Genomic DNA, 14,166 nt, shown 5'->3' with positions numbered 1-14,166 from the left:
AATATGCTATGATTGTCTAGATAGTTACATTTAAAGGAGAACTAAATAATGAAACGAAGACAAGCGAGAGAATTAGCATTACAGGCATTATTTCAATTAGATAATCATGAAATTTCCATAGAAGAAGCTATTGGACATGTTACGGAAGAACAAGATTCTTTTTTAACCCAAGTAGTGAGTGGGGTCGTGAGTCACAAGGACGAAATAGATGCTTCTTTAACAGATAAATTAGAAAATTGGTCGCTGTCCAGACTTCCGAAAATTGAACGTACAGTGTTGAGAATAGCTGTATTTGAATTACTTTTCACAGAAGAAACACCAGCAAAAGTTGTAATTAATGAAGCACTAGAGATTTGCAAAGTATTTGGTGACGAAAAGTCAAGCCGATTCGTAAATGGCGTTTTATCAAAATATACAGAGCAATAATCTACAATGACTTAAGGAGCGTTTATAGTGTCTAATAATAAAATTGATGGAAAACAAATTGCGGGATTAGTTACAGAAAAAGTAAAAGAACGAGTTGAAAACCTAAAATCTAAAGGTGTCGTTCCAGGATTAGCGGTTGTTTTGGTAGGGAACAATCCTGCTTCCCAAACTTATGTAAACAACAAAGCAAAAACGTGTGAGCGTTTAGGAATGTATTCTGTGTTAATCGAGTTAGACGAAACTATTTCGGAGGACGAGCTTCTTAAAAATATAGAGGCACTTAACGAAGATGCTAAAATTCATGGCATTTTAGTTCAACTGCCATTGCCTTCTCAAATTGATGAAGACAGAGTAATTTCGGCAATTTCACCACAGAAGGATGTAGATGGTTTCCATCCAGAAAGTGTTGGAAAAATGATGATTGGTCAACAATCTTTCCTACCTTGTACACCTTTTGGCGTGATGAAAATGCTCGAATATAGCGATGTAGAAATTGCAGGAAAACATGCGGTTATTATTGGTCGTAGCAATATTGTAGGTAAACCAATGGGTCAACTATTGTTGCAAAAGGATGCGACTGTAACTTACTGTCATTCTAAAACAAAGGATATACGTTCTTTTACTAAGCAAGCAGATATTTTAGTAGTAGCAACTGGACGAGCTAAAATGATTGATGCTAGTTATATAAAAGAAGGGGCAGTTGTTATTGATGTGGGTATCAACCGCGATGAGAATAACAAGCTTTGCGGTGATGTGGATTTTGAATCGGCACAGGAAGTTGCTTCTAAAATTACTCCTGTTCCTGGCGGGGTAGGTCCAATGACAATTGCCATGCTTATGGAAAATACTTGTTTAGCTGCTGAAAATACATTAACGAACTAATAATTGTCCAGCTCCTGCGAAAAGCTCTTTGCAGGAGCACGTTTTCGGGGCTAACATAGGCACCTGCATCATTTCTTATTAAATTTATGGGGTTGTTTTTTTGACTACTGAACCGAAAAAGTACTTAACTGTTAAGGCCTTAACCAAATACATAAAGCGAAAATTCGATGCGGACACGCATTTGCGAGATGTGTACGTTAAAGGAGAGCTCTCCAATGTGAAGGTTCATTCTAGCGGACATATTTATTTTACGCTGAAAGATGATGCTGCGCGGATCACTTCTGTAATGTTTTCGATGAATGCCAAATCTTTAAAATTTGTTCCGGAAAGTGGCATGAATGTACTCGTACGAGGTGATATAAACGTCTTTGAAGTAGCTGGACAATATCAGTTATACGCGGCCACTATACAGCCAGATGGTATTGGGGAGCTTTTTCTAGCATTTGAACAATTAAAAAAGAAATTACAACAAGAAGGACTCTTTCATCCAAGTCGTAAAAAACCAATACCAACTTTCCCTAAAAAGATTGGTGTTGTTACCTCTAAAACCGGAGCTGCAATACGAGATATATTGACAACACTCGAACGTCGCTATCCTATTTCCGAAGTAGTCGTTTTTCCTAGCATTGTTCAAGGACCTCAAGCTGCACCTTCTATAGTGAAATCCATTGAAAAAGCCAACCAGGTAGTTAATATGGACGTCTTAATCGTTGGAAGAGGTGGTGGGTCCATCGAGGATTTATGGGCTTTCAACGAGGAAGTGGTAGCAAGAGCTATTGCAAACAGTCGCGTTCCGATCATCAGTGCAGTTGGTCATGAAACAGATACAACAATTGCTGACTTTGTTTCGGATTTAAGAGCGCCAACTCCAACTGCTGCTGCGGAAATGGCAGTACCTAGCAAAGAAAATCTGATGAAAAATATCTTATCGTTCCAATCAGCAAGCTTTCATTTTATAACGAAACGGCTAACAGATGAAAAAAACAGATTTAAGCGAGCAATGGAATCGCCTGTAATGGCAACCCCTGAGAAATTATACCGTCCTTTTATTGAAAGGTTTGTTCGTACAGAGCAGCAGCTACAAAGAGAAACCAACCTTCTTTTTAAGAATAAGCAACGTGATTTTTCACAGGTTCAAAATAGATTTATACAATTATCTCCACAAAGAGTAATTGATCAGCATCATAAAACTGTTCAGTTAGTAACTAATCAATTGAACCAAGCGTCACTAGCGACATTTGAAAAACATCGTCAGCAATTTGTTAGTTCTATACGGACATTAGAAGCTTTGAATCCATTAAAGATAATGGATCGAGGGTACAGTATTGTATACAAAGAGGGTAAACTAGTTAAATCTGTTGAAAATGTAAAAAAAGATGATTCGATATTTGTTACATTACAAGATGGTCAATTAGAAGCTATCGTAAGGCGAGTTGATGTGAAAGAAAGTGGGGACTAATATTAATGACTAAGAAGGAAATTCTATTCGATGAAGCAATGCTGCAATTAGAAAATATTGTTCGTCAGCTGGAACAAGGGGATGTACCTTTAGAAAGTGCTATCGAGCTCTATCAAAAAGGTATGGAGCTTTCCAAAGTTTGCAGTGACAAGCTTCAAAGTGCTGAAAAACAATTAGTGACTTTTATGGATGAAAACAAAGAGGATGCTGGTGAGCTTAATGACTAATCTATTGAATTCATTTATACAAACCAATCAGCCACGTATTGAAAAAACATTACATGATCTTATAAAAGATATAATCGCACCTCAGCAATTAAAAGAAGCAATGCTGTATTCACTTCAAGCTGGTGGAAAAAGAATTAGACCGCTTTATACGCTTGCAGTTTTAGAGGAGCTAAATGTAAAAAATGAGGATGCAATTATTGTTGCAAGTACAATTGAAATGATTCACACTTATTCGCTTATCCATGATGATTTACCTGCAATGGATAACGATGATTTACGACGTGGAAAGCCGACTAATCATAAAGTATTTGGCGAAGCCCTTGCGATATTGGCAGGAGATGCGCTCATTACGCTTGCTTTTGGTATAATTGCTAGACTTTCGAATATTTCCCCAGAACTAAAAATAGCATTGATCGATCAGTTGAGTTTTTCTGCTGGTGCAGAAGGAATGGTTGGCGGTCAAGTTTTAGATATGCTCGGAGAAGGTCAATCATTAACCCTTGCGAAACTAGAACAGGTCCATGTAAACAAAACAGGTGCACTTTTGTCATACAGTATTTTAGCTGGAGCAATTATTGCAAATGCCTCGGAAGAAAAAAAGACTGCATTAGAAAAATATGCTTTTCATATTGGTCTTGCTTTCCAAATTCAAGATGACATTCTAGACGTAGAAGGCACATCGGAGCAATTGGGGAAAACAGCTGGTAAAGACTTAATAAGTGAAAAAAATACATATCCATCCATTTTAACGATGGAAGGTGCAAAAACTGAACTTCAAAACCAATACAACCAAGCGTTTCAAGCATTAGAAACTGTTCAGATGCATAAAGGCTTACTCGTAGAGTTCGCCGATTATATTACAAAAAGGTCAAAATAGGACCGAATTATTTGTTTTTTATACTATTATTGCTATGATATTAACTAGTTGTAAAGAAGGAAATCTAATAGAAGGTGTGTGATGGCAATGGATTTAACTTCAATTTCTAGCCCATCCTTTTTAAAAAGTTTAGATAATGAACAATTAAAGGAACTTAGTGAAGATATTCGATCGTTTTTAATAGAAAATTTAGCTGTAACAGGTGGGCATATTGGACCTAACTTAGGTGTAGTGGAACTTACAATTGCTTTGCATAAATCATTCAATAGCCCAGACGACAAGTTTCTATGGGACGTTGGGCATCAAGCATATGTTCATAAAATTTTAACGGGACGTGCGAGTCAATTTAATACGCTTCGTCAATTTAAAGGATTATGTGGATTTCCAAAGCGTATTGAGAGTGAACATGATGTATGGGAAGCTGGCCATAGCTCTACCTCACTGTCAGCTGCAATGGGTATGGCAAAGGCTCGTGATCTGCAAAACAAGAAAAACTATGTGGTGCCAATAATTGGAGACGGTGCGCTTACAGGTGGTATGGCATTAGAGGCTTTAAATCATATTGGGCATGAAAAAACGGATATGACCGTTATTTTAAATGACAACGAAATGTCTATCGCTCCGAATGTTGGAGCACTCCACAATGTACTTGGCAGATTGCGTACGCATGGAACTTATAATAAGGCAAAAGATGAACTAGAATCTTTGCTGAAAAAAATTCCAGCAGTGGGCGGAAAGCTAGCAGGAACAGCCGAGCGAGTAAAAGATAGTCTAAAGTATTTACTCGTTTCAGGTGCGTTTTTTGAAGAACTAGGCTTTACTTATCTCGGTCCAATTGATGGTCATGATTTTGAAGCATTAGAGGAAAACCTTCAATATGCGAAGAAGATGAAGGGACCAGTATTATTACACGTTATTACGAAAAAAGGAAAAGGCTACAAACCTGCGGAGCTAGACAAAATTGGCACATGGCATGGAACAGGTCCGTATAAAACGGAAACAGGTGATTTTGTCAAGTCAGCATCCAAAGGACCTTCATGGAGTGCACTTGTTGCAGAGACTGCTAGAAAGTTAGCTAGAACAGACAAACGCATTGTTGCAATTACTCCTGCAATGCCGGTTGGCTCAAAATTAGAAGGATTTGCTTCAGAATTTCCGAATCGTATGTTCGATGTTGGTATAGCAGAACAGCACGCAACGACAATGGCTGCTGGTATGGCTGCAGATGGTATGAAACCAATGCTAGTTATTTATTCAACATTTCTTCAGCGTGCTTATGATCAAGTGCTTCATGATATTTGTCGGCAAAACTTAAATGTTGTTATTGCAATTGATCGAGCTGGTTTAGTTGGAGCAGATGGCGAAACGCATCAAGGAGTATTTGATATTTCTTTCTTACGTCATATGCCGAATATGGTTATTATGATGCCAAAAGATGAAAATGAAGGACAGCATATGGTAAACACAGCATTCGAATATTCGGATGGTCCAATAGCACTTCGTTATCCAAGAGGAAATGGTCTAGGCGTACCAATGGATGAGGAATTGAAAACTATTCCAATCGGTTCGTGGGAAGTATTAAAAGAAGGCACACAGGCAGCCATTTTGACATTTGGAACCACAATTCCAATGGCTATGCAAGCTGCAGAAATGCTTACGCAACAGAATATTTCCGCTGAAGTGATCAATGCACGTTTTATCAAACCATTGGATGCAGAAATGCTTAAAGATTTACAGGCACGTAATATTCCAATCATTACTGTCGAAGAAAGTGCACTTCAAGGTGGTTTCGGTAGTGCGGTAATAGAGTTCTACAATGAGAATAACCTATCAGTAAATGTTCATCGTATAGGTATTCCAGATGTCTTTATTGAACATGGCGAGGTAAATCAATTACTAGAAGAAATTCATATTACTTCAGATGAAATTGTTGAAGTAGTAAATAGAAAAATAAAAGAATCATCCAGGTATATTCCATCATGACAAAAATACCGAAAGAACGTGTTGACGTATTATTAGTCGAACAAGGATTATTCGACACGAGAGAAAAGGCTAAGCGTGCTATTATGGCAGGGCTTATTTACAAAAACGAAGAGCGTATAGATAAACCTGGAGAAAAGGTGGAAGTTACCTCTGTTTTAACGGTAAAAGGTCAGGTTTTAAAGTATGTTAGCCGAGGCGGACTAAAGCTAGAAAAAGCATTAGAACAATTCGACCTGCAGATTGAAGACAGAATTATGCTTGATATAGGTTCTTCTACAGGCGGGTTTACGGACTGTGGTTTACAAAATGGGGTCAAGCATGCCTATGCTTTAGATGTAGGAAGCAATCAGTTGGCTTGGAAAATTAGGCAGGATGCTCGTGTAACTGTTATGGAAAAAACGAATTTTAGATATTCAACCCCTGCAGACTTTTTAGAGGGCTTACCTTCTTTTGTATCGATTGACGTATCTTTTATTTCGTTAAAGCTAATTTTTCCGACTTTAAAAACAATTTTAGTGCCAAATGGTGATGTCATTGCACTTGTGAAACCTCAGTTTGAGGCAGGCAAAGATCGCGTAGGGAAAAAAGGCGTTGTAAGGGATAAAGCAGTACATGTAGATGTGCTGAAGGAAATTGCTCAATTTGCAGAAAATCAGCATTTTCAGTTAAAAAATGCTTCTTTCTCTCCTATAACAGGAGGAGAGGGAAATATCGAGTTTTTATTTCATCTTACGAATATTGTGGGGGAAGAGTTTCCACCGCATCAGATCGATTTTACAAAACTAGTGAACGAAGCACATGAATTACTAAAATAACTTGCGGCTCTTCTTAAGAGTCGCTTTTTTCTTGTTACTTTTCCAATCCAATGCTATTGTATAAAGTAAACAGTATAAATATACAAAGAGGTGGACCCGAGATGAATAAGGGACAGAGACATATTCGCATAAGAGATATTATTGCTAAGCATGAAATTGAAACACAAGACGATTTAGTCGATTTTCTAAAAAATGCAGGATATAATGTCACACAAGCTACGGTTTCGAGAGATATTAAGGAACTACATCTAGTGAAAGTACCGTTGCCAAACGGTAATTATAAATATAGTTTACCTGCTGATCAACGCTTTAATCCGATTCAAAAATTACGAAGAGCACTATCCGACGCATTCGTTAGTATTGATGGTGCCAGCCATTTCTTAGTCATGAAAACGTTACCAGGTAATGCCCATGCAATCGGTTCATTAATCGATTATTTAGATTGGACGGAAATATTAGGTACTATTTGTGGAGACGACACTTGTTTAATCCTTTGCAGAGAGGAAAAAGATAGTCTAGTTATTAAAAATCGTTTACTTGAAATGCTTTAAAGTGAGGTGAAACCGATTGTTAAAGGAACTAACGATAAAAAACTTTGCCATTATTGATGAATTGACCGTAAGCTTTGAAGAAGGACTAACTGTCCTAACAGGAGAAACGGGAGCAGGGAAGTCTATTATTATTGATGCTGTGCATTTGTTATGTGGTGGTAGAGGGTCACATGAATTCATTCGACATGGAGCAAAAAAGGCTGAGTTAGAGGGTCTGTTCAATATTCCGAGTCCACAACACGGCGTTGTAAAAAAGCTAGAAGACGTCGGTATCGATATGGAAGACGAATCTGTTATTTTAAGAAGAGATATTAACCAGTCTGGTAAAAGTGTTTGTAGAGTAAATGGGAAGCTTGTTACTATTGGTATTTTAAGAGAAATTGGTGCTTCTTTAATAGATATTCATGGGCAGCATGAAAGCCAAGAACTGATGGATGACAAAGCACATATCCATTTGTTGGATCAATTCGCAGGAAATAATTTAAAAGAAGTGAAAGATTCTTATCAAGATCTTTATAAGCAGTATAAAAAGTGGAAAAGAGAATTGGATAAATTATCGGAGAACGAACAGCAGATTGCCCATAAGATTGATCTTTACACGTTTCAAGTAGATGAAATTGCGGAATCCAACTTAGTTATTGGGGAAGAGGAGCAACTACAGGAACAGAAAAAGAAATTACAAAATTTCCATAAGGTTTTCGATAAAATGAGTACGGCTTATGATGCGATATTATCTGAATCCAAAGGTTTAGATTATATAGGTGCTGCAATGGCCGATCTTCAAGATATAGCTGAAGTGGATAAGGATATGAAAGAACTTAGTGAAAATGTATCATCCGCATTTTACATATTACAAGATGCTGCTTATCAGCTCAAAAATGATTTAGATGAGATGGAATTCGATAATAACCAGCTACAAATAGTCGAAGATCGTTTAGCTACTATTCAGACGTTAAAACGAAAATATGGTTCATCCATTGAGGAAATTTTAAACTACAAGGATGAGATTCAATACAGCTTAGACCAACTAGTAAACCGAGATGAACAAATTCAAAAAATGTCAGAAAAAATCCGTCAAATTGAGATTGATTTAGAACTAGAGGCTACGGATTTGACCGATAAGCGTAAAAAAGCCGCTAAATTTTTAAGTGTTGCAATCATGGAGCAACTACAGGAATTATATATGGAAAAGGCAACTTTTTCGGTTATGTTTCATGATGCAGTTACCCCGGTTTACAATGAAAATGGATTAGATGATTTATCTTTTTATATTTCAACGAATGTTGGGGAACCGATGAAGCCATTAACGAAAATTGCTTCCGGTGGAGAGCTCTCCCGTATGATGCTTGCACTTAAAAGTATTTTCTCCAAGCATCAAGGCATAACATCTATTATATTTGATGAGGTTGATACTGGAGTAAGTGGACGAGTTGCCCAATCCATAGCAGAAAAAATTGCTGGCATTGCTTCTAATTCACAAGTACTTTGTATATCGCATTTACCTCAGGTTGCCGCAATGGCCGATCAGCACTTAATGATTAAAAAAGAGGTCAGTGGAAATCGAACATTTACCGTTTTAGAAGAGGTACAAAATGATAAACGAGCAGAAGAACTTAGTCGGATGATGTCTGGTGAAGAAATTACAAGCACGACATTACAGCATTCGAAAGAGCTTTTGAAAATAGCGAAAAATCGAAAAAAAATTATAAGAAATTTGTGAAGACCTTATTTTTAAGGTCTTTTTTATTATCAATTATTTACCTCTCATAGCCGACATTTTGTAGGACATAGTATCAATATAGGGAGGTGAAATATGAAGAAAAACTATCGTAAATGGTCGCTAATGCCACTACTCTTCTTTACCTTATTCTTCGCGAGCAATTCAGTTTTGGCAGAGCAGACTTCAGTCGTTCCACTTGGGCAGTCCATTCAAATTGATTTACAATACGGTTCCGTTTTTGTAAGCAGTGATGTTTTACTCTCAAATGATGAATGGTTGCGAACAGGTGATTCGATTCACTTGATTAATAAACGACCAGTGACAAATTTAAATGACGTAAAAAGTCATATGAAAGACAGTACACAAATTACTATCCAGTATGAGCATAAAAAAGAAATGTATACGAAAAATATTAGTCCCAATCAGATGATAAAATTACTTCCTTTTTTGAGAGATGCTACAGAAGGTATTGGCACGTTGACTTATTTTGATCCGATTACGAAGGAATTTGGTGCCTTAGGACATCAAATTGTAGACCAGCAATCAGGTATTACGCCAAAATTCTCGGAGGGCTCCATTTATTTGTCCTCCATTGAGCAAATAAAGAAAAGTATGCCAGGAAAACCAGGCTACAAAATAACCTCCCATAAATCGAACACGTTACCAATTGGAGGAGTAAACGAAAATAATGTATACGGTGTTTTTGGAAAATTAGACAATAGTGCATTAGAAAATATATCGAAGCAGCAGCTAGAAATTGTAGATCAAGAAGAAATAATGACAGGTAAAGCAATTATGCGGACCTCCATCGATGGTGAAAAAGTACAGGATTTCACAATAGAAATTTCTTCAGTTGAAGATCATATATTTCAATTTACCGTAACTGACAAAAAGCTCATCGAGAAGACGGGCGGTATTTTACAAGGTATGAGTGGCAGTCCGATTATTCAAAAAAATAAACTTGTCGGTGTTGTAACTCATATGTATGTAGACAAACCAGAAAACGGTGCAGCATTAGCAATAACGGAAATGATGAAAAAGAGTCCATAAATAATAAATAGGAGATAGACCGATTTTGGGTCTATCTTTTTTTGCTTATTAGGTATAATATGGTATAAAGATTATTCGACAAAGATGTTGTAATTTTCGAAAATTTGTCGCAACCTAACGAAACTGTATTCTAAAAGCCTTATTTTTAAAAAGAATGAAGGAAATAGGAAGATTAAAGAGAATAGTATCTAAGTGAAAAATTACAAAAGGTGGATGATAAAATGGAAAAGATAAAAATTGCAATTGTGGATGATAACAAAGACTTGATTCGTACGATGGGGTCATATTTCGATCAGCATCCCGAAATTGAAATAATTGGTACAGCAGCAAACGGTAAGCTTTGCTTAGAACTTCTGGAGAATATTCAACCGGATGTATTACTGCTCGACATTATAATGCCGCATTTAGACGGAATTGCGGTTTTAGATAATCTACAAAAAGACAATAAATTAAAGGATATTCAAGTAATTATGCTCACAGCTTTTGGACAAGAAGATGTTATGAAACAAGCAGTAGACTTAGGAGCATCCTACTTTATGCTAAAACCTTTTGAGTTTGAACGCCTAGTAACTCAGATTAAACAAGTTGCTGGCAAAAAAGGCTTTGTTCAAGAAGAACCTGTTAAAGCGAACCCAGAAAAAGAAGCATTGCAAACTAAGCGCTTCATTGACAATACTATTACGAATGTTATTAAAGAAATTGGTGTACCTGCGCATATTAAAGGGTACTCCTACCTACGTGAGGCTATCCAAATGGTTTATAGCGATATTGAATTGCTTGGATCCATTACGAAAGTTTTATATCCAGAAATAGCTAAAAAGTTTCAAACGACACCATCTCGTGTAGAACGAGCAATACGTCATGCAATCGAAGTAGCCTGGAACCGTGGAAACTACGAAACTATTTCTAAATTATTCGGATACACTGTGCACCACTTAAAATCAAAACCTACGAATAGTGAATTTATAGCGATGATTGCAGACAAGATTCGTATGGAGAATATGGCTAGCTAGTAAATTGTTGCTAGGTAAAAAAGCACAAGCCCCTATGTCAGCCTCGAAAAGCGCTAGAAGAATAGCAATAAAGGCGCTCTTTTCCTTTATTCGCTAGTCTGAAGCAACTCGATGGGCTAGGCGCTGGAGACTGGACAAAGATTCACTTGTAGAAAGTAATCCACATGCCAAAGATTTTATAGTTCCTTAAAGTGCAAAAAAGTTTAGACCTATTCTACAAAAGAGTAGGTCTATTTTATTTATTTGAAGTTACTTTATACCCTTTGAAGTATCGGCTATACAAGCCTATATATCTATTTTGGATTATGCAACCCAATTTATTAATAGTAGAGATTAGGTATTAATATCGAAAATTTCCTCGAAATTTAAATTTGTTTCACACTATTTTTAATAGTGAGTATAATGAGTGATGAGAGGAAGTGTTTAAAATGATGACAATCATTGAGAATGATGAAATAATACTTTCTGAAGAAAATGGACGAGTATTTCTGACTATAAAAAGCGATCGTTATAATCTAAAGAAAGTGGATATACTGACTAGCAATCATCCAAGACTTAAAATTTCTAATTTTATGACTTTGAAAAAAGCGGTGGAAAGTGGTTCGAAGGAACCGATTGAGCTGGGCACTTGGCTAGATAGTATGGAATTAGAAATTACCAATGATAAAATGCAGGCATTACTTACTATTTATGAATCACAAAACTTTGTTAAAGAAAATTTAGAAAGTCTTCAACAAAATATACAAAAACTACTTTCAGATAATCGAATTATATTTGGTCAGCAACCATTAGATTTATCCTCCATTAAGACAGGAAAATCATACATAATTGCAAAAGGATTACAACCAGAAAAAGGTCCTGATGCTAAAATTACATACTTACAACAAGCGGAAAAGACACCAGTGATCAATGAAGATGGTAAAGCAGATTATTTCGACATGAACTTCCTTGTAGAGATTAATGAAGGCTCTTGGTTAGGCGAAAAAATTCCTCCTCAGCAAGGGACACCAGGAAAGAATGTTTTAGGTGAATTGGTACCTGCACCTATAGGCGATGACTTCTCGTTAAAATATGACACTAAATCAGCCTATGAAGTGGAAGAGGAAGGGAAAATTGTCCTTCGCTCAAAAACCAAAGGGGTAATCGGAGAAGTAAATGGAATACTTACCGTGCAAAAGCATCTTATCATCGAAGGGGATGTTGGGCTAGAGACTGGTAATTTGAAATTCGACGGTTCTATCCAAGTAAGAGGTACTGTCATGGCTGGTTACTCGATAGTAGCTTCTGGTGATATATCGATCGAATCCAAAGAAGGAGTGCATGCAGCAGAGCTTATTAAATCAACCGAGGGTGATGTGTTCATCAAGGGTGGAATTTTTGGCAAAGGCATTACAAACGTTGAGGCACATCATAATATATATGTAAAACATGCAAACGAATGTACACTAGAGGCAAAAGATAATATTCATATTGGATTCTATTCGCTAGGGGCGACAATTTTCTGTGATCAATTGATTATAGATGAACGCAAAGGCAAAATAATTGGAGGAAAAGCAATAGCTATCAATTCCATTACATCTGCTTATTCGGGGAATAATTCAGAGCGCAAAACAGAATTGATCGTGCAAGGAATTGACCGTAAAATTTTAACGGAAAACGCAAAAACTAAAGCTCAAGAAATGATGGAATTACAGGAAGAATCGACGAAGCTCAATTTTACCTTAAGCCAGTTAAATCAATTCAAAGGTTCCATGAATGTTCAACAAGTAGCTGTTTATGAGCAAACGAAACAAAAGTATAATGCCATTCAACGTGATGCTAAAGAGCTAGATCAGGAGATTCAGCGTATATTGAAAATGCTTAGGCAAACAACAGATTATTTTATCAATATTACGAGAGAAGCAAACCCAGGAACGGTTATCCAAATTGGTAACAAGTCTTCCTACCTTACGAAACCGACCAAAGGGAAATTTAAATTGGAAAATGGGGAGTTAAATGTCTAATCTACCTGTGTACGCTCATCGAGGGGCTGCACTCAAAACTGTGGAAAATTCTATGAAGGCGTTTAAAAGGGCAGTGAAGCTTGGTGTAGACGGGATCGAACTAGACCTACAGCTTTCCGCTGATGGCGTACCATTTGTTACACATGACATTGACTTTTTCCGATTGGCGGGAAATAAACGAAGAATTACAGATATGCTTGCGGAGGAAGTTTTGCAGTTAAAGCTGGGGCGAGTGTTCTACCGCAAATTTTTCTATTCAAGAGTGGTCACTTTTGATGAATTCATCCAATTTGTTGCGCCATTAGGGATTAAGCTTAATGTCGAACTGAAGGAATCTTTTCTTGGTAAAAATGAAAAAATTCAAGAAGTGGTCGAAAAAGCTTCTATTATTTCTGATGTTCACTTTTCCTCCTTTGAGTTTAGTGTGCTGCAAACAATTCATACTATGAAAATAGGAGCCCAAACTGCTTTTATCGGCAAAAAAAATTCCGATTGGGATTATGTATTGTCCATTAAAGAAATTGATGCTATTCACTTCAATAAAAAATTTTACGATACCGATTTGATGAAAAGAGTATGGGACGCAGGTTTTCCAATGCGCTTTTATAACATAAAGGGCAATGAAAAATATATTCAAAATCCACATGAATCGGTGATTGGATGGATCACGGATTATCCGGAAAAAGTTTTACAACAACAAATGCGCAAGCGCCTATGATAGCCCTGACAACGTTCTTCTGCGACGAGCTTTGCGCAGGAGCAAGCGCTGGAAGAATTGCAATAAAGGTGCTCTTTACCTTTATTCGCAAGTCTGAAGCGACTCGAAGGGCTAGGCGCTGGAGTCTGGACGGAAACAAAAAAGACGCTGACTGTTATAAGTCTACGTCTTTTTTCTTTTGAAATCGTGGAGCTACTTTTCCATTTTTACGATCGCGATTCAATAAGAATCCTGCAAAGAAGCCTAAGCCTAAAACCGTAAATATTAAACCGCTTATAAATTGGATGGCCAAACCACCAATTGGGAGGATTTGCAATCCGAAAAACGTATCTCTCATTAATTTAATTCCAAATGCTGCTAAAATTCCAGGAATTAATAACACGATTAAAGCCGCTAAACGAGCCATTTTTTTCACTCCTGTTCTGACTAATTTAATTTTACT

14 protein-coding genes are annotated in these 14,166 nt (G+C 36.9%); 13 read left to right on the top strand and 1 reads right to left on the bottom strand.

What is annotated here, in order from left to right; translation table 11 throughout:
- The first annotated feature begins 48 nt into the window (after positions 1 to 48).
- The 13 genes from nusB to ACIQX2_RS09825 all read left to right on the top strand — a co-directional run bounded on the left by nusB (position 49) and on the right by ACIQX2_RS09825 (position 13,724).
- A complete protein-coding gene (gene nusB / locus ACIQX2_RS09885; RefSeq protein WP_402849418.1) occupies positions 49 to 426 on the top strand; it encodes a transcription antitermination factor NusB in 378 nt (125 codons plus the stop codon).
- Between the two features lie 27 nt (positions 427 to 453).
- Positions 454 to 1,308, top strand: coding sequence for a bifunctional methylenetetrahydrofolate dehydrogenase/methenyltetrahydrofolate cyclohydrolase FolD (gene folD / locus ACIQX2_RS09880; protein WP_402849415.1), 855 nt, complete (start codon positions 454 to 456; stop codon positions 1,306 to 1,308).
- Between the two features lie 100 nt (positions 1,309 to 1,408).
- The gene (gene xseA, locus ACIQX2_RS09875; RefSeq protein WP_402849413.1) at positions 1,409 to 2,767 is read left to right on the top strand and encodes an exodeoxyribonuclease VII large subunit; all 1,359 of its coding nucleotides are present in this window, start codon (positions 1,409 to 1,411) and stop codon (positions 2,765 to 2,767) included.
- Positions 2,768 to 2,772: 5 nt separating this feature from the next.
- A complete protein-coding gene (xseB, locus tag ACIQX2_RS09870; protein ID WP_402849411.1) occupies positions 2,773 to 2,994 on the top strand; it encodes an exodeoxyribonuclease VII small subunit in 222 nt (73 codons plus the stop codon).
- Positions 2,987 to 3,871, top strand: coding sequence for a polyprenyl synthetase family protein (locus tag ACIQX2_RS09865; protein WP_402850492.1), 885 nt, complete (start codon positions 2,987 to 2,989; stop codon positions 3,869 to 3,871). The genes xseB and ACIQX2_RS09865 overlap by 8 nt, the downstream gene beginning before the upstream one ends.
- A gap of 87 nt (positions 3,872 to 3,958) precedes the next feature.
- Entirely contained in the window at positions 3,959 to 5,854 is a 1,896-nt protein-coding gene (gene dxs, locus ACIQX2_RS09860) for a 1-deoxy-D-xylulose-5-phosphate synthase (RefSeq protein ID WP_402850489.1), read from the top strand.
- Complete coding sequence (locus ACIQX2_RS09855) at positions 5,851 to 6,669, top strand: TlyA family RNA methyltransferase (RefSeq protein ID WP_402849408.1); 819 nt, start codon at positions 5,851 to 5,853, stop codon at positions 6,667 to 6,669. The genes dxs and ACIQX2_RS09855 overlap by 4 nt, the downstream gene beginning before the upstream one ends.
- A 101-nt stretch (positions 6,670 to 6,770) precedes the next feature.
- Complete coding sequence (gene ahrC, locus ACIQX2_RS09850; protein ID WP_093060697.1) at positions 6,771 to 7,220, top strand: transcriptional regulator AhrC/ArgR; 450 nt, start codon at positions 6,771 to 6,773, stop codon at positions 7,218 to 7,220.
- Positions 7,221 to 7,236: 16 nt separating this feature from the next.
- Positions 7,237 to 8,940, top strand: a complete 1,704-nt coding sequence (recN, locus tag ACIQX2_RS09845; RefSeq protein WP_402849405.1) for a DNA repair protein RecN — start codon at positions 7,237 to 7,239, stop codon at positions 8,938 to 8,940.
- Between the two features lie 93 nt (positions 8,941 to 9,033).
- The gene (locus ACIQX2_RS09840; protein WP_402849403.1) at positions 9,034 to 9,990 is read left to right on the top strand and encodes a SpoIVB peptidase S55 domain-containing protein; all 957 of its coding nucleotides are present in this window, start codon (positions 9,034 to 9,036) and stop codon (positions 9,988 to 9,990) included.
- A gap of 221 nt (positions 9,991 to 10,211) precedes the next feature.
- The gene (gene spo0A / locus ACIQX2_RS09835) at positions 10,212 to 11,003 is read left to right on the top strand and encodes a sporulation transcription factor Spo0A (protein ID WP_402849400.1); all 792 of its coding nucleotides are present in this window, start codon (positions 10,212 to 10,214) and stop codon (positions 11,001 to 11,003) included.
- A gap of 428 nt (positions 11,004 to 11,431) precedes the next feature.
- Positions 11,432 to 13,006 (top strand): flagellar assembly protein A, encoded by a 1,575-nt coding sequence (locus ACIQX2_RS09830; RefSeq protein WP_402849397.1) that lies wholly within the window; start codon positions 11,432 to 11,434, stop codon positions 13,004 to 13,006.
- A complete protein-coding gene (locus ACIQX2_RS09825; protein ID WP_402849394.1) occupies positions 12,999 to 13,724 on the top strand; it encodes a glycerophosphodiester phosphodiesterase in 726 nt (241 codons plus the stop codon). The genes ACIQX2_RS09830 and ACIQX2_RS09825 overlap by 8 nt, the downstream gene beginning before the upstream one ends.
- A gap of 154 nt (positions 13,725 to 13,878) precedes the next feature.
- Here the strand turns inward: ACIQX2_RS09825 and ACIQX2_RS09820 are convergent, their stop codons facing one another.
- Positions 13,879 to 14,130 carry a DUF2627 domain-containing protein gene (locus tag ACIQX2_RS09820; protein WP_211894577.1) on the bottom strand — a complete coding sequence of 84 codons (252 nt, stop codon included), beginning with the start codon at positions 14,128 to 14,130 and terminating at the stop codon, positions 13,879 to 13,881.
- Between the last annotated feature and the right edge of the window lie 36 nt (positions 14,131 to 14,166).

This window comes from Psychrobacillus sp. NPDC096623, assembly GCF_044762655.1.
Classification (GTDB): Bacteria; Bacillota; Bacilli; order Bacillales_A; family Planococcaceae; genus Psychrobacillus.
The sequence above is the reverse complement of the archived record's forward strand: the minus strand, read 5'-3'. Positions and strand labels throughout refer to the sequence as shown.